The following is a 21,454-nucleotide window of genomic DNA, read 5'->3' as shown; positions in this document are numbered from 1 at the left end:
TTCTATCTAATGGCGGATGGGGATGGCATCCTGAGGCGGGCAGGGCGGTACATTCGCCTCTTATAGCCCTCATCGGGCTGGGTCGGCACAGCGAGGAGGACCGTTGGCCAAGCGCGCGCTTGTAACCGGTATCACCGGTCAGGACGGCTCCTATCTCGCCGAACACCTGCTCAGTGAGGGGTACGAGGTGTGGGGCCTCGTCCGCGGCCAGGCCAACCCTCGCGTGTCGCGCGTACGGAAGCTCCTCCAGGATGTGCGACTCGTCCGGGGTGACCTGCTCGACCAGGGCTCGCTGATCTCGGCCGTCGAGAAGGTGCGGCCGGACGAGGTCTACAACCTGGGCGCCATCTCGTTCGTCCCGATGTCCTGGGAGCAGGCCGAACTCACGGCCGAGGTGACCGGCATGGGCGTGCTCCGGATGCTGGAGGCCATCCGGGTGTGTTCGGGGATCACGGCGTCACTCGGCTCGGCCGCCGGCCAGATCCGCTTTTATCAGGCTTCGTCGTCTGAAATGTTCGGGCAGGTCAGGGAGACGCCGCAGACCGAGAGCACTCCCTTCCATCCCCGCTCGCCGTACGGCGTCGCCAAGGCGTACGGGCACTTCCTGACCCAGAACTACCGCGAGTCGTACGGGATGTTCGCCGTGTCGGGCATCCTCTTCAACCACGAGTCGCCGCGGCGAGGCGCCGAGTTCGTCACCAGGAAGGTGACCCTCGGAGTCGCGCGGATCAAGCTCGGCCTCGCCGCCGAACTGCGCCTGGGCAATCTGGAGGCGCGGCGCGACTGGGGATACGCGGGCGACTACGCCCGGGCCATGCACCTCATGCTGGGCGCGGACGAGCCCGAGGACTACGTGATCGGCACCGGGCGGACGAGGTCCGTACGGGAACTGGTGGAGGCCGCGTTCACGGCCGCCGGGCTGGACTGGGAGCAGCACGTGATCTGCGACCAGACCCTGCACCGGCCGGCGGAGGTCGACCTGCTGTGCGCGGATCCGAAGAAGGCCAGGACCCAGCTCGGCTGGGAGCCGACGGTGTCGTTCGAGGAGCTCGTCACGATGATGGTCGAGGCGGATCTGCGTCTGTTGGCGGACGGCCACGACCCGGATCACGACTCCTCCTGGCCCTGACGCCCCCTGGGGCGTGATCACGCCCCAGGGTAGGTGCAGGTCGACGAGCACCTCGCCAAACCTCTGCGTGATCACGCCCAAGGGGCGGATCAGAGGGTGACGGGGAGGGTCTTGATGCCGTTGATGAAGCTGGACCGCAGGCGGGTGGCCTCGCCGGCCTGCTGGAGGGTGGGAATCCGCTCCGACAGGACCTCGAAGAGCACCCTCAGCTCCAGCTTGGCCAGGTGGTTGCCGAGGCAGAAGTGGGCGCCGCCGCCGCCGAACCCGATCTGCGGGTTGGGGGTCCGGCCGATGTCGAAGACGTCCGGGTTCTGGAACACGTCCTCGTCCCGGTTGGCCGAGGTGTAGAAGACGACCACCTTGTCGCCCTCGGCGATCTCCTGGTCGCGGACGACCGTGTTCGTCGTGGCCGTACGCCGGAAGAGGTTGACCGGCGAGACCCACCGGACGATCTCGTCGGCGGCGGGGCCGGCCAGCGTGCGGTCCGCCACCAGCCTGGCCCACTGCTCGGGGTTCTCGAAGAGGGCGAGCATTCCGCCGGACGCCGCGTTCCTGGTGGTCTCGTTGCCCGCCACGACCAGGAGCAGCACGAACAGGTCGAACTCGTCCACGCTCAGCACCTCGCCGTTCTCGGCCGGCTGGAGGAGCTTGGTGACGATGTCGTCCTGGGGGTCGTCCTTGCGGGCCGCGGCCAGCTCGTTGGCGTACGCGTAGACCTCCATGGCGGCGTTCTGGCCCTCGTCCGGGTCGGCGTAGTCGGGGTCCTGGGCGCCGATCATGCGGTTGGACCACTCGAAGATCTTGTCCCGGTCCTCGAGCGGCGCGCCGAGCAGCTCACAGATCACGTAGAGCGGAAGCGGGGCCGCGAAGTCCCTGACGAAGTCGGCCTCGGGCTTGTCCCTCGCCTCGTCCACGAGCTGGTGGCAGATCTCCCTGATGTGCTCCTCGAGCTTGCTGATCGCGCGCGGGGTGAATCCGCGGTTGACCAGCGAGCGCCGCCGGGTGTGCTCCGGCGGGTCCTGGTTGAGCATCATCATGCGCTGGAGATCGCGCTGCTCCTCCGGCATCTCGTCGAACAGGGCGAGCTTCGCCGCGGAGGAGAAGAGGTCGGAGTGCCGGGAGACGTGGACGACGTCCTCGTGCTTGGTGAGCGCCCAGAACCCGGGCCAGCCGCGCTCGGCGTCCCCCTCGTGCCAGAAGACCGGAGCGTTCGCGCGCAGCCAGCGGAGCTGGTCGTGCGGCGCCCCCTTGCTCGCGTAGTGGTCCTGGTCGACGAGGTTGATATCCATGGGACCACCTAGTGTCGAGGGTGAGGCCGGGGGCTGGAAGATCGTTTATACCAGCCGCACACGAACCTCTTACTGAAACGTGTTCTATTACGGCTCCGGATCGTACGTCAAGGTGTGGCCGGGGTGGCCACGGGGTGACATGAAGCGCCTGCAAGCGCAGGTCATCGGATGTGTATGGCGCCTCGCACTTGACATCGGCCTCAGCCGTCGGGAAATCTTCTCCTTGAGAAAACATCGGATGTATGGGGGCCCTTGTGAAGCTGCTCCGCGTTGGTGCCATGGGTGAGGAGCGTCCGGCCGTGCTGGACGGCGAAGGCCGTGTGCGCGACCTGACCGGCGTGCTCGATGGCGCGGACATCGACGGGCGGTTCCTGGCCGGTGGCGGCCTTGATCGGGTCCGTGCCGCGCTCGCCGGAGGCGACCTGCCCGTCGTCGACACCGAGGGCCTGAGGATCGGGGCGCCCGTCGCCCGGCCGGAGAAGGTCGTCTGCATCGGCCTCAACTTCCGCGACCACGCCGCGGAATCCGGTGCGGCCATCCCGGAGGAGCCCGTCGTCTTCATGAAGGCGCCGAACACAGTCGTCGGACCTTTTGACGAGGTGCTGGTCCCGCGGAAAAGCGTCAAGACCGACTGGGAGGTCGAGCTCGCCGTCGTGATCGGCAAGACCGCACGCTACCTCGAATCCCACGAGGACGCCCTCGCCCTGATCGCGGGTTACGCGATCTCCAATGACGTCTCCGAGCGGGAGTTCCAGCTCGAGCGGGGCGGCCAGTGGGACAAGGGCAAGTCGTGCGAGACCTTCAACCCGCTCGGCCCGTGGCTGGTGACGGCCGACGAGGTCGCCGACCCCCAGAGCCTGGGCATGCGGCTGTGGGTCAACGGCGAGCTCCGCCAGGACGGCGACAGCAAGAACATGATCTTCGGGGTGGCCGAGGTCATCCGTTACCTGAGCTGGTTCATGGTCCTCGAGCCCGGCGACGTGATCAACACCGGTACGCCGGCGGGGGTCGCCCTCGGCATGCCCGATCACCCGTACCTGCGGGAGGGCGACGTCATGGAGCTCGAGATCGACGGTCTGGGACGCCAGCGCCAGCCGGTCGGCCAGGCATGACGGCCGAGCAGGTCGTCGCAAGGGGGTCCTCCGTGATCACCGCGATGGAGACCCACGACATCCGTTTCCCGACCTCGAGGGAGCTCGACGGCTCGGACGCGATGAATCCCGATCCCGACTACTCGGCGGCCTACGTCGTGTTGCGTGACGGCGACCACGAAGGGCACGGGTTCGCCTTCACGATCGGCCGCGGCAACGACGTGCAGACCGCCGCCATCAAGGCGCTGGAGCCGTACGTCCTCGGCCGGAGCGTCGACGACATCGGCGCGCTGTACCGGGACATGGTGGGCGACTCGCAGCTGCGCTGGCTCGGCCCGGAGAAGGGCGTCATGCACATGGCGATCTCCGCGGTCGTCAACGCCCTGTGGGACCTCAAGGCCAAGCGGGAGGGCAAGCCGCTCTGGCTCCTGCTGAGCGAGTTGTCGCCCGAGGAGATCGTCGACCTCGTCGACTTCCGCTATCTCTCCGACGCCCTCACGCGCGAGGAGGCCCTGGCCATCCTCCGCGCCGCCGAGCCGGGACGCGCCGAGCGCGTCGAGCGGCTCAAGGCGAGCGGCTACCCCGCCTACACCACGTCGCCCGGCTGGCTGGGCTACAGCGACGACAAGCTGCGCCGCCTCTGCAAGGAGGCCATCCAGGACGGCTTCACGCAGATCAAGCTGAAGGTCGGCGCCGACCTCGACGACGACATCCGCCGCATGCGGATCGCCCGCGAGGTCTGCGGCCCCGACTTCCGGATCGCCGTCGATGCCAACCAGCGGTGGGACGTCGGCGCGGCCGTCGCCTGGGTGGGCGCGCTCGCCGAGTTCCACCCGTGGTGGGTGGAGGAGCCCACGAGCCCCGACGACGTGCTGGGCCACGCCGCCATCGCCCGTGAGATCGCGCCCATCAAGGTGGCGACGGGCGAGCATGTGCAGAACCGGGTGATCTTCAAGCAGCTGCTCCAGGCAGGCGCGCTGTCCTATGTCCAGCTGGACGCCGCCCGCGTCGCCGGGGTGAACGAGAACATCGCGATCCTCCTGCTCGCGGCCAAGTTCGGCGTCCCGGTCTGCCCGCACGCCGGCGGCGTCGGCCTGTGCGAGCTGGTCCAGCACCTGTCGATGTTCGACTACGTCGCGGTCAGCGGATCCATGGACGACCGGGTCATCGAATACGTCGATCACCTGCACGAGCACTTCGTGACGCCCGTGGTGATCGAGAACGGTGCCTACCGGGCGCCGCTCGAGCCCGGCTTCAGCGCCACCATGCGGCCCGAGTCGATCGCGGCATACTCGTTCCCCGACGGGCCCGTCTGGAGATCCGCATGAGCCGCGCAGCCCACTCACGTCAGGAATGTGACCGATGAGCACCGAATTCGATGGACTGTCCGCACTCGTGACGGGAGGCGGCTCGGGAATCGGCCTCGCCACGGCCACGCTTCTGGCCGAGCGGGGCGCCCGCGTGGCCTGCCTCGACGTCAACCCGCCGGGCGAGCCGTTCCTCGGGCTCAAGGCCGACGTCACCGACGACGCGTCCGTCCGCACGGCCGTCGCCGCGGCGGCGGAGCACTTCGGCGGGCTCGACATCGTCGTCAACAACGCCGGGATCGGGGCCGCGGGCACCATCGCGGACAACCCCGACGACGAGTGGCTGCGGGTCCTGGACATCAACGTCGTCGGCATGGTCCGGGTGGCCAGGGCGGCCCTGCCGTACCTGCGGCGGTCGAGTCACGCGGCCATCGTCAACACGTGCTCCATCGCCGCGACGGCCGGGCTGCCGAATCGCGCGCTCTACAGCGCCAGCAAGGGCGCCGTACTGTCGTTGACCCTCGCGATGGCGGCAGACCACATCGAGGACGGCATTCGGGTCAACTGCGTCAACCCGGGCACGGCGGACACCCCGTGGGTCGGCCGGCTGCTCGACGCCGCGTCCGACCCGATGGCCGAGCGTGCCGCGCTGGAGCAGCGCCAGCCGATGGGGCGGCTGGTGAGCGCGCAGGAGATCGCACACGCCATCGCCCACCTGGCCAGTCCGCTCAGCTCAGCCACCACCGGGACGGCCCTCGCCGTCGACGGCGGCATGCAGGGCCTGCGCCTCCGGCCCCGATCGAACTGACAGGGAGTTCGCCCATGCAGAGGATCGCGCTGCGCACCCGGCTCAAGGCGGATGCCGTCGAGGAGTACGAGAGGGTCCACGCGGTGATCCCGGAAGGTCTGGACGCCGCCCTGCGAGAGGGCGGCGTGCACACCTGGCGGATCTGGCGTGACGGTCTCGACCTGTTCCACTATGTGGAGGTCGACGACTACGAGAGCCTTCAGCGGTTCCTCCGGGACAACCCCGCCGACCAGGCGTGGCAGGCGCGCATCAATCCGCTGCTCGACGGCGACTTCGATCCGGAGGCGACCGGCCTTCGCATGGTGTGGGAGCTCCCATGAACGTCACCCCCTACGGATTCGGCTCCGCGCCGATCGGCAACCTCTACGCGGCCCTCTCGGACGAGGAGGCGACCGCCGCGATCGACGCGGCGTGGGACGCCGGCATCCGCTACTTCGACACCGCCCCCCATTACGGCCTGGGCCTGTCGGAGCGGCGGCTCGGCGCGGCGCTGCGCGGCCGGCCGCGGGAGGACTACGTCGTCTCCACGAAGGTGGGCCGGTTGCTCGTGCCGAACGCCGACGGCGGGCGCGACGACCAGGGCTTCGACGTGCCCGCGACCCACAGGCGCGTCTGGGACTTCTCCCGCGACGGCGTGCGGCGTTCGCTGGAGGAGTCCCTCGAGCGTCTCGGGCTCGACTCGGTCGACATCGCCCTCATCCACGACCCGGACTCGCACTACAAGGAAGCCCTCTCCGAGGCGTATCCCGCCCTGGCCGAGTTGCGCGCCGAGGGCGTCGTCAAGGCGATCGGCGCCGGGATGAACCAGACGCGGATGCTCTGCGACCTCGTCAGGGAGACCGACATCGACGTGGTGCTGCTCGCCGGGCGCTACTCGCTGCTCGACCGGTCGGGCGAGGAGGAACTCCTGCCGCTGTGCCTGGACCGCGGGGTGACCGTCTTCGTCGGGGGAGCGTTCAACAGCGGACTGCTGGCCACCCACGACCCCGCCGGCACCTACGACTACGCGCCCGCCCCCGCGGAACTGCTGGAGCGGGCCAGGGAGATGGCCCGGGTGTGCGAGCGGCACGGTGTCACGCTGCCGCAGGCGGCCCTGGCGTTTCCGCTCAGGCATCCCGCGGTGGCCTCGGTCATCGTGGGCATGCGCTCGGCCGGGGAGGTCGAGCAGAACGCGGCCCTGACCGATCTCCCCATTCCCGAAGACCTCTGGGCCGACCTCCTGTCCGTGTGATTCCGCGCTCGATTCCCCTTGACCCGGAGAGAGCCAGTTCGTGATCATGCACGGACGACGACAAGGAGACGTGACGTGATCGACGCGCACCACCACCTCTGGGACCCCTCCCGCCGCTCGTACCCCTGGATGGCGGGCGACGCCCTCGCGCCGGTGCGCAGGCCGTACGGGCTGGAGGACCTCAGGCGGGAGACGTCCGCCGCCGGGGTGAGCGGGACGGTCCTCGTGCAGACCGTCTCCGACCTCGACGAAACGGCGGAGTTCCTGGGCACCGCCGGCCGGTCGGACGGACTGATCGCCGGCGTCGTCGGATGGGCCGACCTCACCGCAGACGTCACCGGCCAGGTGGAGCGGCTGCGCGCGGCGGCGGGGGGAGAGCTGCTCGTCGGCCTCAGGCACCAGGTGCAGGACGAACCCGACCCCGAGTGGATCGCCCGTGCCGACGTCCGCGCGGGGCTGCGCGCGGCCGCCGCGGCGGGCCTCGCCTACGACCTGCTCGTGCTCGTGCCGCAGATTCCGGCGGCCCTGTCGGCGGCGCGCGAGCTGCCCGACCTGCGTTTCGTGCTCGACCACGCGGCCAAGCCGCCGATCGCCTCCGGCGAACTCGAGCCGTGGGCGGGCGGGCTCGCCGAGCTGGCCACGCTGCCGAACGTCGCGTGCAAGCTCTCCGGGCTGGTGACCGAGGCGTCGTGGACCGACTGGGAGACCCCGCAGTTCGCGCCGTACGCGGAGCGCATCCTGGACTCCTTCGGCCCCGACCGGGTGATGTTCGGCTCCGACTGGCCGGTGTGCGAGCTCGCCGCGTCGTACGCGCAGGTGGTCGAGCTTGCGGGTGAGCTCACGTCGGGCCTGTCCGAGGCGGAGCGCGCGCGGGTCTTCGGCGGCACCGCTCAGGAGTGGTACGGACTGCCCGACACCGACGACCTGGACGCGTCCCTGCTCCGGTAGGCACGGGGCGAGGCGCCCATGACCCGTTTGAACGCGTTGCTGAAGGAGCTCTCCGAGCCGTACCCCCAGTTCCCGGCGACCGCGTGCACGGTCCGGTCGGTCTCGCGCAACTCCCGCCCGGCCGCGTGCATGCGCCAGCGCATGAGGTAGTCGAGCGGGGTGGAGCCGACTGCGGTCTTGAACTTCTCCGCGAACGTCGACCGTGACATGCCCACGGAGGTGGCGAGGCCGTCGACCGTCCACTTGCGCCCGGCGTCCTCGTGCATCAGCCGCAGCGCGCCCCCGATCTGGGGATCGAACAGGGCGCTGAGCCAGCCGCCGGGCGACCCGCTGTCGGCCGCCATCGTGGTCGCGTAGGTGCGCAGGGCCTGCACGAACACCATGTGGACGATGCGTTCGGTCATGAAGGCGGAGCCGAGTGCGGGCGCGGCCGTCTCCTGGTTGAGCAGCCGCATCGCCATGTGCAGGACCTCCGCCTGATCGGATGACGCGGGGACGTGCACCAGCGGCGGCAGCACGTCGAGGAGCAGCCTGGCGTTGCCGTCGTCGAAGGTGAGGGCCCCGCCGAAGAGGACGGTGTCGACGTCCGCGTCCCCGTAGCGGACGCAGTCGCGGCTCTCGGCGGCCAGGAACACCGGCACCGCCTCGACGGCCCTGGTCTCGAGGTCGCTGGACATGACGTACGGTTCACCGCTGGTGACCATCCAGCAGTCCCCCTGCCGCAGGTGCGCGGCCTCGGCGCCCTGCGGCGAGATCCAGCAGGAGCCGCTCAGCACCACGCCGAACTTCGCGTGCCGGTAGCCCCCCGGGAACCTCAACGCCCACGGTCCGCCCACCTCGAAGCGGGAGGGCGCGGCGCTCTCGACGTTCAGCAGGGACAGGACGTGGGACAGGGCATCCACGGGATCTCCGGACGATCGCTCAGGTAAATCGGACTTTCTCGTATGGATTGTCCGGGCCGCTCTCCATAGCCTGCAAGTGAATCCCCACTAACAGGAGAAACTGTGAAATATCGCATGCTGGGCCGTACGGGTGTGTTCGTGTCGGAAATCTGCCTCGGAGCGATGAGCTTCGGCGGCGCCGACCACCCGGTCTACCAGGCGGTGGGCGGCCTGCCCGTCGAGGAGACCGACCGGATCGTCGGCATGGCCCTGGACGCCGGCGTGAACTTCATCGACACCGCCGACGTCTACTCGGCCGGCGAGTCGGAGTCGCAGCTCGGTCAGGTGCTGAAGGGCCGTCGCGACGGCGTCGTCCTGGCGACGAAGCTGGCCGCCCGCATGGGATCGGGCCCCAACGACGTCGGGCTGTCGCGGCTGCGCGTCGCCCGGGCTCTCGAGGAGAGCCTGCGCAGGCTCCAGACCGACCACATCGACCTGTACCAACTCCACAGCATCGATCCGCACACGCCGATCGAGGACACGCTGCGAGCGCTGGACGACGCCGTACGGCAGGGCAAGATCCGATACGTAGGATGTTCGAACTTCGCGGCCTGGCAGGTGGCCAAGGCGCTGGGCGTCTCGGCGCTGCGCGACCTCCCCGGCTTCGTCTCGGTGCAGGCGTACTACTCCCTGGTCGGGCGGGAACTCGAACACGAACTGCTGCCCGTGATCGAGGAGGAGGGGCTGGGGCTGATGGTCTGGGCCCCGCTGGCGGGGGGATGGCTCTCCGGCAAGTTCGACCGCGACGGTGCGTCCGACCCGACCTCGCGTCAGGCGCAGGCGGGCCGCAGGGGCTTCCCCCGGATAGACAGGGAGCACGCCTACGACGTCATCGACGTGCTCAAGGCGGTCGCCGCCAGGCATGAGGTGAGCGCCGCCAGGGTCGCCCTCGCCTGGGTGCTCGCGCGCCCGGCGGTCACCTGCGCCATCGCCGGGGTCCGCAGTCCCGGGCAGCTCGAGGACAACCTCGCCGCCGTCGACCTCGAACTCACCGCGGACGACCTCAGGGAGCTCGACGAGGTGAGCCGCATCCCCGAGACCTACCCCACCTGGGTCCAGCGAGGCGGACTCGCCGACCGCCTTCCGCTGAACGCGTGATCAGAGGGCCTGGCGCAGCCACCCCTCGACTCCGGCGACGTGGACGGTCGCCCACGCCATCGCGATGTCGGGCTGGTGGGAGGCGATCGCCTCGTAGATGGCCACGTGTTGCTCGCGGGTCTTGCCCAGGGCGCCCTCCTGGGTGAGACCGCGCCACACGCGCGCCCGCGTGGTCGGCCCCGACAGGCTCTCGATCAGGGAGGCCAGGACGGCGTTGCCCGAGCCGGCGGCGATCCGCTGGTGGAACTCCAGGTCGTTGGCCACGAGCTGCTCGACGCTCGGCTCCGCGGGGAGGGAGTCGAGGATCTTGCGCAGGTCCTCGATGTCGTCGTCACCCATCCGGGTCGCCGCCATCGCGGTGGCTGCGGGCTCCAGGATTCTTCTCACCTGGAAGAACTGCAGGACCGTGTCGTCCAGGTGGAAGTCGACCACGAACGACAGCGCGTCGAGGAGCAGGTGAGGTTCCAGGCTCGTGACATAGGTGCCGTCGCCCTGCCGTACGTCGAGGACGTTTATCAGGGCGAGCGCCCGGACGGCCTCGCGGAGCGAGTTGCGGGACAGGCCGAGACGTTCGGCCAGGTCGGCCTCCTTGGGCAGCCGGTCGCCGGGGGCCAGCTCGCCCGAAAGGATCATGTCCTTGATGCTGTCGATCGCCGCGTCGGTGACTGCCACGCCATGCACTCCTTGGAGTCCTGTCGGCGGGACGGCCCCGCGTGCGTGGACTCTTAGACATCCGATGTCTAAGAGTGTATGACGCGAAGCCGCCCCTTAGATCCCGACCGGGCCATCGACCTCCTGTGGATTCCGCGGGTTCGGCAGGGGGCAGGCCGGGAGGTCCACGCCGTCCCCCCGCGAAGGAACGCCGAGGTTCATGGCGTACGTTCGTTGACCTCGGCAGTGAGGCAAGCAAAGGGACGCCATGAAGATCGGTTTCGCTCTTCCGCACCTGCACCAGCAGGCACACGACATAGCCAGAACGGCCTATTTCGCCCGCGAGGCGGAGAAGGCGGGCGCCGACAGCCTCTGGGTGGGCGACCGCAACTTCGCCGCCGTCAACCCGAAGATCGGTGCCGGTGGTCAGGGCAACACCATTCCGGTCGAATACAACACCGCGGCCGACCCCTTCGTCGTCCTCGGTGTGGCCGCCGCCGCCACGGAGCGGGTGAAGCTCGGCACGCACGTGCTCATCGCCCCCGTGTACCCGCCGGTGCAGCTGGCCCGCACGCTGACGTCGATCGACCTGATCAGCGGCGGCCGTCTCATCCCGGGTTTCGGCGTCGGCTGGTCGCCGGAGGAGTACGAGGCCGTCGGGTACGAATTCTCGACCCGCGGCGCCCGGATGAACGAACTGCTGGACGCCCTCGAGGTGCTCTGGACGCAGGATCCGGCCGAGTTCCACGGCAAGCTGATCGACCTGCCGCTGCAGCACAGCCCGCTGAAGCCGGCGCAGCGGCCCCACCCGCCGGTCTACCTCGGCGGCACGGCCGAGGCCGCCCTCCGTCGCACCGGCGAGCGGGCGGACGGCTGGCTGCCCCTGTGCATGGTGCCCTACTTCGTGAACATCGACATGATGACCGCGCAGCGCAGGGCCATCGACCAGTTCGCCCGTGACGCCGGCCGCGACCCGGCGTCGATCGACACGATCATGCGCGTGAACATCATGCAGGGCGTCACGGCGCAGCAGACCGCCGACGTCATCAAGACCGTGGCCGAGGCGACCGGCATCGATCACTTCCTCGTCGACTCGTCGTTCGTCGCGTCCACCGTCGACGAGTCTCTCGACCTCGTCGGCGAGGTTCTGCCGCTCATCCAGCGCGGCTGAATCCGGCCCGCGATCCCGCCGGCGCGCCTCCACGCGGCAGAGGCGCGCCGGACACAGAGGCGTGCCGGACACCGCGCCCTGCCTCGCGCACTTGACGGCAGGTGACGCGGGGGGCCGTGCTTTAGACGCGTTCCAGGATGGTCGCGGTGGCCAGGGCCCCGCCGGCGCACATCGAGACGAGGGCGGTCGAGGAGTCCGACCGCTCCAGCTCGTGCAGCGCCGTCGTGATCAGCCGCGCGCCCGTCGCGCCGACCGGGTGCCCGAGCGCGATCGCGCCGCCGTTCACGTTGACCCTGTCCATGTCGGGCCGGTGGACCGACGCCCACGACAACACGACGGCCGCGAACGCCTCGTTCACCTCGAACAGGTCGAGGTCGCCGATCGCCATCCCGGACCGGTCGAGCACCTTCGCCGTCGCGTCGACCGGCCCGTCGAGGTGGTAGTAGGGCTCGGAGCCGACCAGTGCCTGCGCGAGGATCCGGGCGCGGGGGCGCAGGCCGTGCCGTGCGGCCGCCTCCTCGCTCATGAGGAGCACCGCGGCGGCCCCGTCGGAGATCTGTGACGACGTGCCGGCCGTGTGCGTGCCGTTCTCGCCGAGGACGGGCCGCAGCTTGGCGAGCCCCTCCGCCGTCGTCTCCCGGAGTCCCTGGTCCCGGGTGACCGTACGGCTCTCGCCCGTGGGCTGACCGTCCTCGCCGAGAACGGGGGCGGCCACGGGGAGCACCTCACGCCCGAACCTGCCGTCGGCCCACGCCTTGGCGGCCAACTGCTGGGACCGGGCGCCGAAGGCGTCCAGGTCCGCGCGGGTGAGGGCCCGGCGGCCCGCGATCCGCTCGGCGGCGGTGAACTGGTCGGGCAGGTCGATCGACCAGTCGTCCGGCCGGGGTTTCGCGGGCAGCACGTTGCTGCCGAGCGGCTGGCGGCTCATCACCTCCACGCCGCACGCGACCCCCACGTCGATGACGCCCGCCTGGATCAGCGCCGCGACCAGATGCACGGCCTGCTGCGACGAGCCGCACTGCGCGTCGACCGTCGTGACGCCCGCGCCGTACGGCAGGCCCGCGTAGAGCCAGGCGTGCCGGCCCACGTGGCCGCCCTGTTCGCCGGCCTGGGTGACGCACCCGGCGAACACCTGCTCGACGGCCGTGGGGTCGACGCCCGACCGGTCCACGAGCCCCTTCAAGGCGGCGGCGAGGAGGGCCTGCGGCTTGACGTCGGAGAGCAGGCCGCCTCTCTTCCCGATCGGAGTCCGCACCGCTTCGACGATCACCGGGCTGCCCACGAGACCTCCGCCACGTCAGAACAATGTTCCAGCAAAATGTAACGCGTTCTACTCTGATGGGGAAGACAGAGGCGAGGGCCCTCCCGGCGACCGGCCCGGACGGGTGGATCCGGGATGATGACGACATCCACTCCAGCCTTCGCATCGACCGACCGGTCTTCGCACCGGCTGAACGAAGGACGCATGACGATGCCCGAGCACACCGACGGGGGCCCGATCGGCCCGGTCGACGCCTCCGCCGTGCCGCGATACGGCGGAGAGGCGACGTTCGCGCGGCTGCCTCGCCTCGACCAGGTCGCGCACGCCGACGTCGCCCTGCTGGGCGTGCCGTTCGACAGCGGGGTCAGCTACCGTCCGGGGGCCCGGTTCGGGCCGGGCCACATCCGGCAATCCTCGCGGCTGCTCCGCCCGTTCGACCCCGCGCTGCGGGCCGAACCGTTCGCCGAACAGCAGGTCGTGGACGCGGGCGACGTGGTCTGCAACCCCTTCGACATCAAGGCCGCGCTCGAGTCGATCGACCTGGCGGTGAGCGACCTGCTGAGCCGCGGCACGAAGGTGGTCGCCCTCGGAGGCGACCACACGATCGCGCTCGCGACATTGCGCGCGCATGCCCGGCGGCACGGGCCGCTGGCCGTCCTGCACTTCGACGCGCACCTGGACACGTGGGAGACCTACTTCGGCGAGCCGTACACGCATGGCACGCCGTTCCGCCGCGCGGCCGAGGAGGGCCTGCTCGACGAGCGGCGCTGCGCGCACGTGGGAATCCGCGGCCCCCTCTACAGCTCCGTCGACCTCGACCAGGACGAGGGGCTCGGCTTCCAGGTCTTCACGGCCGACGACGTCGAGGACCGCGGCGCCGCGGACGTGGCACGCGGCGTTCGCGACCGGCTCGAAGGCGGCCCGGTCTACGTCTCGGTCGACATCGACGTGCTGGACCCCGCGCACGCGCCGGGAACGGGCACGCCCGAGGTCGGCGGCCTCAGCTCGCGCGAACTGCTGGTCATCCTGCGGAGGCTGGCCGGCCTGGAGATCGTCGGCGCGGACGTGGTGGAGGTCTCCCCGTCGTACGACCACGCCGAGATCACCGGCATCGCCGCGGCGAACGTCGCCTACACGTTGTTGTCCCTGCTGGCGGTGAGCTCGCGGCCGGACTCCGGCGGCTGATCCCGCGGCTGATCCTGCGCGCGGGTCAGAAGTCGGCGAACAGGCGCCCGGCGGCGATCTCGATCCTGCGCTGGACCTGCTCGTAGGTCCGGCGGCCGCGGAGCATCTCGAGCAGTTCCTGCACCCACACGCCGGACAACGATCCGGCCAGCGCGAACTGCTCCTCGGTCGCGCCCTCCATCGTCAGCCCGTCTCCCGCGACCCGCAGCAACAGCCCGGCCATCCGGTCGCCGAACGGAATGTCCACCTCGGCCATGATCAGTGAGCGGATCAGGGCGTCGGCGAGCTCCGGCTCGCGCATCAGGCCACGGGTGGCCCGCATCAGGATGTCGACGGCCCGGCCGGCGGGCGTGGGAGCACTGGGCGGCCGGCGCTCGATGCTCGACTCCAGTGTGTCGATCTCCTCGCCCACCACGGCGACGACGAGATCCATCTTGGACGGGAAGTACCGGTAGAGCGTGCCGAGGGCGACCCCCGCCCGCTCGGCGACGGTGCGCATCTGCATGGCCTCGACACCGCCCCGTGAGGCGAGTGCGGCGGCCGCCTGGACGATGCGCTTACGTCTTTGGTGCTGACTCCGCGTCCGCACTCCCGGAGCGGGAGTGGGAGAGATCGGATGGCTGTCCACGACGGATGCCCCCTCAGAACGTGGCGCTGGGGCGTCCGCGCCGACAGGCGAGATACGCATAGGAACACGTTATCTGATTCCCGGTCTGACCCGGTGGTTACTCACCAGTCACAAATACCGGGCCCCATCCATGTCTTTTCGGGTTTTCCGCGGTTGTCAGGGCCGCTACGGGGCTCGCCCTATGGACACAGATTAGAATGTGTTCTAGTTTGCGGTTCTGCCAGATGTGCGAGGAGGCGGGTCCGGGGCGGGCGGCGACGCCCCGGAGGACAGCACGGAATCGGGACCGAGTTCGCCCTTCTGGAGGGCCAGTGGACTTCAATGTGGACGAGACCCAGGCAGAGTTGCGCACGCTTGCGTCCGAGGTGCTCGACCGGGAGGCCGTACAGGCGAGGATCGAGGCCCACGAAAAGAGCGGCCTGCCGTACGACGCGAAGACGTGGAAGGCGATGGCGCAGGCCGGCCTGCTCGGCGCGTGCCTTCCCGAGGAGGCCGGAGGCGCGGGCCTCGGCGCGGTCGAGATGGCGGTGATCCTCAGGGAGACCGGGGCCCGGGTCGCGCCCGTCCCCGTCCTGCCCAGCCTCGTCGCCGCCCTGACCGTCTCGCGGTACGGCACGGCCGCCCAGAAGGAGGCCCTCGCGCCGCTGGCCGAGGGGGACGCGGTGCTCACCTTCGCCTTCAGGGAGCCGGGCGCCGACCCGGGGGAGCCGCCCGCGACCACGGCCGCCGGGGGCAGACTCACCGGGCGTACGAGTGTCGTCTCCCATGCGGCGTCGGCCTCCGGGATCCTCGTCCCCGCCCGGGTCGAGGGGGCCGGGGTCGGCCTCTTCCTCGTCGAACCGGGGGCCGTGGCCGTACAGGAGGTGACGCTGTCGACCGGCGAGCCCGGAGCGGTGATCACCATGGACGGCGCTCCCGGAGAGGCGGTCGGCGAGGCCGACGGCGCGGCGTGGGAGTCGCTCAGGCTGCACGCGCTCGCCGGCATCACCGCGACCGCGTCCGGCGTGCTGGCGGGGGCGTTGAAGCTGACGACCGACTACATCCGGACGCGCCGCCAGTTCGACCGGGCGCTGGCCGAGTTCCAGGCCGTGACCATGCAGATCGCCGACGTCTACATCGCGGGCAGGGCGCTCGACGTGGCCATGTGGTCGGGCGCCTGGCGGCTGGCCGAGGGGCTGCCGTCGGCGGAGGACCTGGCGATCGCCGCCTTCCACACGACCGGTCCCGCCCTCGAGGCCCTCTACACCTGCCAGCACCTGCACGGAGGCATCGGCCTCGACGTGACCTATCCGCTGCACCGCTATTTCGCCTGGGGCAAGAACGCCGTCCACCTGCTCGGCGGCACGGAGGCCCAGCTCGACCTGATCGGAGCGCTGGTCTGATGCACATCGAACTGACCCCGGAACAGCGGCGGCTCCGAGACGAGCTCAGGGAGTACTTCACCGCCTGTCTCACGGCGGAGGACCGGGCGAAGCTGGCCCAGGATCCGTTCGGCGAGGCGTACATGGAGCACTGCCGCAGGCTGGGACGGGACGGCAAGCTCGGGCTCGGCTGGCCCAAGGAGTACGGCGGCGGCGGATACGGGCCGCTGGAGCAGCAGATCTTCGCCAACGAGATCGCCAGGGCCGAGGTGCCCTACCCGATCATCACGCTGCAGACCGTGGGGCCGACGCTGATGCAGTACGGCACCGACGAGCAGAAGGACTTCTTCCTGCCGCGCATCCTCGCGGGGGACTGCCACTTCGCCATCGGCTACAGCGAGCCGGGCGCGGGCACGGACCTCGCGTCGTTGCGGACGACGGCCGTCAGGGACGGCGACGACTACGTCGTTAACGGGCAGAAGATCTTCACGTCGGGGGCGCACCACGCGCAGTACATCTGGCTGGCCGCGCGCACCGACCCGAAGGCGAGCAAGCACCGCGGGATCACCATGATGATCGTGGACTGCGCGGACCCCGGCTTCTCCTGGACGCCGATCGTCACGATGGACGGGCGCCACCACACGAACTCCACGTACTACTCCGACGTCCGCGTGCCGGCGAACATGGTCGTCGGGACGGAGAACAAGGGCTGGGACCTCATCGTCAACCAGCTCAACCACGAGCGCGTGACGCTCGGGCCCGCCGGCAACATCGCGCACACGTACGTCAGGTTCGTGGCGTGGGCGAAGGGCAAGCCGGGCAGAGACGGCAGGCCCCTGTACGACAACCCGGCGGTGCGGCGGGCGCTCGCCCAGGTGTACGCGTACTTCCGGACGAACGAACTGCTCAACTGGCAGATCGCCGCGAACATGGATCTCGGCTGGCTGGGTGCCCCCGACGCCTCCGCCACCAAGATCTACGGTTCTGAGCGCATGCAGGACGTGGGCCGGATCGTGGGCGACGCCCTCGCCCGGTTCGGCGACCCCGGGGACGAGGAGACGCGGGACCTGATCGAGCGGGTCGACCGCGGCGTCAAGGGCGCGATCGTCCTCACGTTCGGGGGCGGCGTCAACGAGGTGCAGCGCGAGCTCATCGCCATGCTCGGCCTCCAGCTTCCCAAGCCGCCGCGATGAACCCGACGGTACGGCGCTGTTTCCCAAGGCTCTGTTCTCCAGGGCTCTGTTCTCCAAGGCCGGGACGGGTCTGCTTACGAAGGGACGAGGAGGCGCGATGACCGAACTGCGGGACCACCTCATGGCGCTCGCGGACAAGGCGGTCGCGGCGGGGGACGGCCCCCGCCACGCGGCCCCCCACCCCGTGAACGCCGTCATGATCAGCCACTGGACCGAGGCGATGGGGGACCGCAACCCCGCCTACACCGGCCCGGACGCGGTGGCCCCTCCGGCGATGATCCAGGTGTGGTCGATGGAGGGACTGAGCCGTGACCCGGCCAAGGAGTTCCGCAGGCCCATGGACGACGTCTTCGACGCGCTCGACGAGGCCGGGTACACGGGCGTCGTGGCCACCAACTGCGAGCACACCTACCACCGCTATCTCTCGATGGGCGAGGAGCTGACCTCGAGCACCCGAATGCTGGACATGGTGGGGCCCAAACGGACCGCGCTCGGGGAGGGGTACTTCGTCACCTGGAACGTCACCTGGTTCTCGGGGGACGAACCGGTGGCCGAGATGATGTTCCGGCTGCTGAAGTTCCAGCCGCTCCGCCCGGTGGAGAAGGCGAAGCGGGAGCCGTACCCGCTGAGGCCGGCCGTGAACGACGACACGCGCTTCTTCTGGGACGGCGTGCAGGCCGGCGAGCTGCGGATCCAGAAGTGCGGAGGCTGCGGAGAGCTGAGGCATCCGCCGGGACCGGTCTGCCCGTCGTGCCGGTCGGCCGAGCGGACGCACGTCGTGGCGAGCGGCACGGGCACGGTCTACAGCTATGTGGTGCACCACCATCCGCCCGTGCCCGGACAGGAGACTCCGTTCGTCGTGGCCGTGGTGGAGCTTCCCGAAGGGGTACGGATGGTCGGAAATATCGTGCAATGCCCCATTGGAGAGGTTTATGTCGGCATGCCTGTGCGGGTGACGTACCAGGAGATGGACGACGAGCTGACCCTGCCGATGTGGGCCCCGATCCCGGAGGAGGCGTGATGCGGATCGTCGCCGGAAGCGTGCTGCCGCCCCTCACGATCGAGCTGACCCCCACGGTCGTGATCTCGACCGCTCTGGCGACGAGGGACTTCACGCCGGTCCATCACGACCCCGCCATCGCGAAGGCGCAGGGGTCGAAGGAGATCTTCCTGAACATCCTCACGACGATGGGCCTGGTCGAGAGGTACGTCAGCGACTGGGCCGGTCCCGATGCCGTGTTCCGCGGGATCAAGGTGAAGCTCGGCGTCCCGGCCTACGCGGGGGACACGCTGACCTTCTCCGGCAAGGTGGCGACCGTCGAGGAGAACGAGGCGGTCGTCGAAGTGACAGGAGCGGTCAGCCTGGGCCCCCACGTCACCGCCTCCGCCGTGATCATGCAGAGAGGGTGAGTCGATGAGCTCCCTGTCCGGCCGTACGGCTGTCGCGGGCATCGGTGCGACGGAGTTCTCCAAGGAGTCCGGACGCTCGGAGTTGCACCTCGCCGCCGAAGCGGTGTTCGCCGCGCTCGACGACGCGGGCCTCTCGCCGTCCGATGTGGACGGCATGGTCACCTATACGCAGGACGCCAACGACGAGATCGCCGTCGCCCGCGAAGTGGGCATTGGCGATTTGTCCTTTTTCTCCAGAGTGCATTACGGCGGTGGCGCCGCCTGTGGCACGGTTCTGCACGCAGCAATGGCCGTCGCGACCGGAGCCGCCGAGGTCGTGGTGTGTTATCGCGCGTTCAACGAACGGTCCGGCCGGCGTTTCGGTCAGCCCAATACGAGGCTCGGTGGTGAGCCGTCGTCTCAGGGGCTCGAAATGAGCTGGCATGTGCCGTACGGGCTGATAACGCCTGCGGCCTGGGTCGCCATGTTCGCGCGCCGCTATATGCACCAAAACGGTGTCACGTCCGAGGACTTCGGACGTGTGGCGGTGGCCATGCGGCGGCACGCCTCGACGAACCCGGCGGCCTGGTTCCACGGGCGTCCGATCACTCTGGCGGACCACCAGGCGTCGAAGTGGATCGTCGATCCACTGCATCTGCTGGACTGCTGCCAGGAGAGCGACGGCGCGGTGGCTCTGGTGGTGACCACCGCCGAGCGTGCCAGAGATCTTCGCCGCTCGCCCGCGGTGATCGCGGCGGCCGCCCAGGGGTCCGGCACGGGGCAGATGATGATGACGAGCTATTACCGAGACGACATGACCGGTCTTCCGGAAATGGGAGTGGTCGGCCGTAAATTGTGGAAAGAATCCGGACTTTCTCCTTCGGAAATCCAGACGGCCGTCATTTATGATCATTTCACGCCATTTGTTCTCACTCAGTTGGAGGAACTCGGATTCTGTGATCGCGGTGAGGCGAAGGACTTCATCCGGAACGGCGGAATCGAGATCGACGGCCACCTGCCCGTCAATCCGCACGGCGGCCAGCTCGGTGAGGCCTACATTCACGGCATGAACGGCATCGCGGAAGCCGTACGGCAAATCCGGGGGACGGCGGTCAATCAGGTGGCAGGCGTGCAGAACGTCCTGGTCACGGCTGGTACGGGAGTGCCCACGAGCGGCCTCATCCTCTCTCAGGGGTGAGACGGCGCCGGGTTGGGCCGTGCATGATCACGGCCTAGGGGGCCAAGGGGGTCAGGGGGTGACGATCGTGGGGACGCTGAAGAACACGATCAAGGCGATGGCCAGGCAGATCAGGAACCCCACGAGCTCCCACACCCAGTCGTAGTGGCGGTCGCGCGTCTTGGCCTTCTTGCGCTTCTTGGGGCGACCCTCGGGCTTCGCCGCCTGCTCCGGCGCCTTGGGCTCCACGGCCGCCGCGGGTTCGCTCTCCGGCTGAACCGGGGCGGCGGGCTCGGCCGGCGCCGGCTTGGCCGCAGTGACCGCAGGCATGACCGGCGGCGCAGCGGAGATCCCGGCGGACGGCGCGGGGTCCGGCTCTGCGGGACGGAAGGCGTCGAAGGTCGCGTCGGCCTCCGACGGAGCCGGAGTGGGAGCCGGAGCCGGAGCCGGAGGCGAAGCGGGGGCCGGAGCCGGGGCGGTTACGGCGGCTGTCGGCGCAGGCGGGATCGCCCGCCTCCGGCGTGGACGGCCGTCGCCGAGCGCGTTGAGGATTGATCCCCGCATTTTGGGCATGGGCTCGGTCATGGCCTCGTGCTTGGCCTTGCGCCGCGGCAGTGGTGCCTTCGCCGGGTCGGTCTGCACCAGGACGGTGTCCGTCGCCTGGTCCGGGTTGCTCAGAGGCAGGGGCCAGGTGGGAGTCGTGGGCCACAACTTCTTGGCGGACAGCTTGAGAGAGCCGGTGGCCGCGCCCGGGTCTTCGAGGAGCAGCGAGGACAACACGCGCTCGCGGACGGCCGCGGCCGGACGGCGCCAAGGCAGACGGGCGAGGATGTCCGCGACCGGGGCGACCCCGATCGCGTCGTAGATCTCCGCCACGGCGGCGGCGACGTACGGGGCGGAGCGGGCGGCCGCCGTCGCGGTCTCGAGGGTCTGGACGAAGCGCCGCTGCGCCCCGTACGTGAGCTCCTCGGCGGTGTCGGCGGCGACGTCGAGGACGACGGCGATCTCGGAGGTGCTCAGTCTGCAGACCGCCGACAACAGCAGCACCTCGCGCTGGTGCGGCCGGATGTCACGGAAGACGCGCTCGATCAGCGCGGTGGCCGGGTCGGCGACGGAGTCGACGGAGGGGAGTGCGTAGCTGACGTCCCTGCGGTAGATCTCGCGGCGAGCCAGGGAGTACAGGACGGCACGGGCCGGCGGCTCGGCCGTCGGGACGCCGGTGAACACCGCGACCACGGCGTCGCCGGCGGACGTCGACTCGCCGAGCTGGTCGTGGCAGTACGCGAACAACCCGGCGGCGTGACGCTCGTAGAGCTCGGCGATCAGTTCGCTCCGCGAGCGCTGACCGGTGAGCGGTGAGGACACGACCGGCTCTCCTCTGATTCGTAGTGGAGGGGCTGGAGGGATTGTTGAGAGTAATCATGCCAAGACAACGTGGGTGAGCGCACTATTAGATGCCCTATTGATAGATATTCCGGTGTTGGAATTCTCATATTGATCATGTCGGTGAATCATCGACTGGAGGGGACAGATCGGACGAGTGCCCCGTAGGCTGACGGACACGTCATGTGACCGGGCGGCACGAGGCGGCCGAGA

21 protein-coding genes are annotated in these 21,454 nt (G+C 69.7%); 15 read left to right on the top strand and 6 right to left on the bottom strand.

Annotated elements, in window-relative coordinates; translation table 11 throughout:
* Positions 1–103 precede the first annotated feature (103 nt).
* Complete coding sequence (locus Pph01_RS26000; protein ID WP_204075766.1) at positions 104–1,129, top strand: GDP-mannose 4,6-dehydratase; 1,026 nt, start codon at positions 104–106, stop codon at positions 1,127–1,129.
* Between the two features lie 89 nt (positions 1,130–1,218).
* Here the strand turns inward: Pph01_RS26000 and Pph01_RS25995 are convergent, their stop codons facing one another.
* The gene (locus tag Pph01_RS25995) at positions 1,219–2,418 is read right to left on the bottom strand and encodes a cytochrome P450 (RefSeq protein ID WP_204075765.1); all 1,200 of its coding nucleotides are present in this window, start codon (positions 2,416–2,418) and stop codon (positions 1,219–1,221) included.
* A gap of 242 nt (positions 2,419–2,660) precedes the next feature.
* On the opposite strand from Pph01_RS25995, the gene Pph01_RS25990 reads away from it, so the two are divergent.
* The 6 genes from Pph01_RS25990 to Pph01_RS25965 all read left to right on the top strand — a co-directional run bounded on the left by Pph01_RS25990 (position 2,661) and on the right by Pph01_RS25965 (position 7,803).
* On the top strand, positions 2,661–3,530 hold the full coding sequence (locus Pph01_RS25990; RefSeq protein ID WP_275412871.1) for a fumarylacetoacetate hydrolase family protein: 870 nt from the start codon (positions 2,661–2,663) through the stop codon (positions 3,528–3,530).
* A gap of 32 nt (positions 3,531–3,562) precedes the next feature.
* Positions 3,563–4,837: an L-fuconate dehydratase gene (locus Pph01_RS25985; RefSeq protein WP_239117014.1), complete on the top strand. Its 1,275-nt coding sequence runs from the start codon at positions 3,563–3,565 to the stop codon at positions 4,835–4,837.
* Between the two features lie 34 nt (positions 4,838–4,871).
* Positions 4,872–5,624, top strand: coding sequence for an SDR family NAD(P)-dependent oxidoreductase (locus tag Pph01_RS25980; RefSeq protein ID WP_204075763.1), 753 nt, complete (start codon positions 4,872–4,874; stop codon positions 5,622–5,624).
* A 14-nt stretch (positions 5,625–5,638) separates the two neighbouring features.
* Positions 5,639–5,944 (top strand): L-rhamnose mutarotase, encoded by a 306-nt coding sequence (locus Pph01_RS25975; protein WP_239117013.1) that lies wholly within the window; start codon positions 5,639–5,641, stop codon positions 5,942–5,944.
* Positions 5,941–6,855 (top strand): aldo/keto reductase, encoded by a 915-nt coding sequence (locus Pph01_RS25970; RefSeq protein WP_204075762.1) that lies wholly within the window; start codon positions 5,941–5,943, stop codon positions 6,853–6,855. The genes Pph01_RS25975 and Pph01_RS25970 overlap by 4 nt, the downstream gene beginning before the upstream one ends.
* A gap of 75 nt (positions 6,856–6,930) precedes the next feature.
* Entirely contained in the window at positions 6,931–7,803 is an 873-nt protein-coding gene (locus Pph01_RS25965; RefSeq protein WP_204075761.1) for an amidohydrolase family protein, read from the top strand.
* On the opposite strand, the gene Pph01_RS25960 is transcribed toward Pph01_RS25965, so the two are convergent.
* Entirely contained in the window at positions 7,746–8,705 is a 960-nt protein-coding gene (locus tag Pph01_RS25960) for an AraC family transcriptional regulator (RefSeq protein ID WP_204075760.1), read from the bottom strand. The genes Pph01_RS25965 and Pph01_RS25960 overlap by 58 nt on opposite strands.
* A gap of 102 nt (positions 8,706–8,807) precedes the next feature.
* Here Pph01_RS25960 and Pph01_RS25955 point away from each other — a divergent pair, with 102 nt between their 5' ends.
* Positions 8,808–9,842, top strand: coding sequence for an aldo/keto reductase (locus Pph01_RS25955; protein WP_204075759.1), 1,035 nt, complete (start codon positions 8,808–8,810; stop codon positions 9,840–9,842).
* On the opposite strand, the gene Pph01_RS25950 is transcribed toward Pph01_RS25955, so the two are convergent.
* Positions 9,843–10,514, bottom strand: a complete 672-nt coding sequence (locus Pph01_RS25950; protein WP_204075758.1) for a FadR/GntR family transcriptional regulator — start codon at positions 10,512–10,514, stop codon at positions 9,843–9,845. It abuts the gene before it with no gap.
* Between the two features lie 247 nt (positions 10,515–10,761).
* Here Pph01_RS25950 and Pph01_RS25945 point away from each other — a divergent pair, with 247 nt between their 5' ends.
* The gene (locus Pph01_RS25945) at positions 10,762–11,664 is read left to right on the top strand and encodes a TIGR03619 family F420-dependent LLM class oxidoreductase (protein WP_204075757.1); all 903 of its coding nucleotides are present in this window, start codon (positions 10,762–10,764) and stop codon (positions 11,662–11,664) included.
* A gap of 121 nt (positions 11,665–11,785) precedes the next feature.
* Here the strand turns inward: Pph01_RS25945 and Pph01_RS25940 are convergent, their stop codons facing one another.
* Positions 11,786–12,946 (bottom strand): steroid 3-ketoacyl-CoA thiolase, encoded by a 1,161-nt coding sequence (locus Pph01_RS25940; protein ID WP_204075756.1) that lies wholly within the window; start codon positions 12,944–12,946, stop codon positions 11,786–11,788.
* Positions 12,947–13,129: 183 nt separating this feature from the next.
* Here Pph01_RS25940 and speB point away from each other — a divergent pair, with 183 nt between their 5' ends.
* Positions 13,130–14,110 carry an agmatinase gene (speB, locus tag Pph01_RS25935; protein WP_239117012.1) on the top strand — a complete coding sequence of 327 codons (981 nt, stop codon included), beginning with the start codon at positions 13,130–13,132 and terminating at the stop codon, positions 14,108–14,110.
* A gap of 25 nt (positions 14,111–14,135) precedes the next feature.
* On the opposite strand, the gene Pph01_RS25930 is transcribed toward speB, so the two are convergent.
* Positions 14,136–14,738, bottom strand: a complete 603-nt coding sequence (locus tag Pph01_RS25930) for a TetR family transcriptional regulator (RefSeq protein WP_239117011.1) — start codon at positions 14,736–14,738, stop codon at positions 14,136–14,138.
* A 311-nt stretch (positions 14,739–15,049) separates the two neighbouring features.
* Here Pph01_RS25930 and Pph01_RS25925 point away from each other — a divergent pair, with 311 nt between their 5' ends.
* The 5 genes from Pph01_RS25925 (at position 15,050) to Pph01_RS25905 (ending at position 19,879) form a co-directional block, all read left to right on the top strand.
* Positions 15,050–16,120 carry an acyl-CoA dehydrogenase family protein gene (locus tag Pph01_RS25925; RefSeq protein WP_204075755.1) on the top strand — a complete coding sequence of 357 codons (1,071 nt, stop codon included), beginning with the start codon at positions 15,050–15,052 and terminating at the stop codon, positions 16,118–16,120.
* Positions 16,120–17,292 carry an acyl-CoA dehydrogenase family protein gene (locus tag Pph01_RS25920; RefSeq protein WP_204075754.1) on the top strand — a complete coding sequence of 391 codons (1,173 nt, stop codon included), beginning with the start codon at positions 16,120–16,122 and terminating at the stop codon, positions 17,290–17,292. Before Pph01_RS25925 ends, Pph01_RS25920 begins: the two co-directional genes overlap by 1 nt.
* A gap of 97 nt (positions 17,293–17,389) precedes the next feature.
* Positions 17,390–18,313: a bifunctional MaoC family dehydratase N-terminal/OB-fold nucleic acid binding domain-containing protein gene (locus tag Pph01_RS25915; RefSeq protein ID WP_204075753.1), complete on the top strand. Its 924-nt coding sequence runs from the start codon at positions 17,390–17,392 to the stop codon at positions 18,311–18,313.
* Complete coding sequence (locus tag Pph01_RS25910; RefSeq protein ID WP_204075752.1) at positions 18,313–18,702, top strand: MaoC/PaaZ C-terminal domain-containing protein; 390 nt, start codon at positions 18,313–18,315, stop codon at positions 18,700–18,702. Before Pph01_RS25915 ends, Pph01_RS25910 begins: the two co-directional genes overlap by 1 nt.
* A 4-nt stretch (positions 18,703–18,706) precedes the next feature.
* Positions 18,707–19,879, top strand: a complete 1,173-nt coding sequence (locus Pph01_RS25905; RefSeq protein ID WP_204075751.1) for a lipid-transfer protein — start codon at positions 18,707–18,709, stop codon at positions 19,877–19,879.
* Positions 19,880–19,930: 51 nt separating this feature from the next.
* On the opposite strand, the gene Pph01_RS25900 is transcribed toward Pph01_RS25905, so the two are convergent.
* Positions 19,931–21,223: an RNA polymerase sigma factor gene (locus Pph01_RS25900; RefSeq protein ID WP_204075750.1), complete on the bottom strand. Its 1,293-nt coding sequence runs from the start codon at positions 21,221–21,223 to the stop codon at positions 19,931–19,933.
* Positions 21,224–21,454 lie beyond the last annotated feature (231 nt).

This window comes from Planotetraspora phitsanulokensis (assembly GCF_016863295.1).
Classification (GTDB): Bacteria; Actinomycetota; Actinomycetes; order Streptosporangiales; family Streptosporangiaceae; genus Planotetraspora; species Planotetraspora phitsanulokensis.
Note: the sequence above shows the minus strand (reverse complement) of the source record. Positions and strands in the feature narration are given on the sequence as shown.

Bases quoted from the DNA above. Each gene is read 5' to 3' on its own strand.
- Pph01_RS25995 (WP_204075765.1), bottom strand. From the start codon at position 2,418: ATGGATATCAACCTCGTCGACCAGGACCACTACGCGAGCAAGGGGGCG.
- Pph01_RS25990 (WP_275412871.1), top strand. From the start codon at position 2,661: ATGGGGGCCCTTGTGAAGCTGCTCCGCGTTGGTGCCATGGGTGAGGAG.
- Pph01_RS25980 (WP_204075763.1), top strand. From the start codon at position 4,872: ATGAGCACCGAATTCGATGGACTGTCCGCACTCGTGACGGGAGGCGGC.
- Pph01_RS25975 (WP_239117013.1), top strand. From the start codon at position 5,639: ATGCAGAGGATCGCGCTGCGCACCCGGCTCAAGGCGGATGCCGTCGAG.
- Pph01_RS25970 (WP_204075762.1), top strand. From the start codon at position 5,941: ATGAACGTCACCCCCTACGGATTCGGCTCCGCGCCGATCGGCAACCTC.
- Pph01_RS25945 (WP_204075757.1), top strand. From the start codon at position 10,762: ATGAAGATCGGTTTCGCTCTTCCGCACCTGCACCAGCAGGCACACGAC.
- speB (WP_239117012.1), top strand. From the start codon at position 13,130: ATGACGATGCCCGAGCACACCGACGGGGGCCCGATCGGCCCGGTCGAC.
- Pph01_RS25920 (WP_204075754.1), top strand. From the start codon at position 16,120: ATGCACATCGAACTGACCCCGGAACAGCGGCGGCTCCGAGACGAGCTC.
- Pph01_RS25915 (WP_204075753.1), top strand. From the start codon at position 17,390: ATGACCGAACTGCGGGACCACCTCATGGCGCTCGCGGACAAGGCGGTC.
- Pph01_RS25910 (WP_204075752.1), top strand. From the start codon at position 18,313: ATGCGGATCGTCGCCGGAAGCGTGCTGCCGCCCCTCACGATCGAGCTG.
- Pph01_RS25905 (WP_204075751.1), top strand. From the start codon at position 18,707: ATGAGCTCCCTGTCCGGCCGTACGGCTGTCGCGGGCATCGGTGCGACG.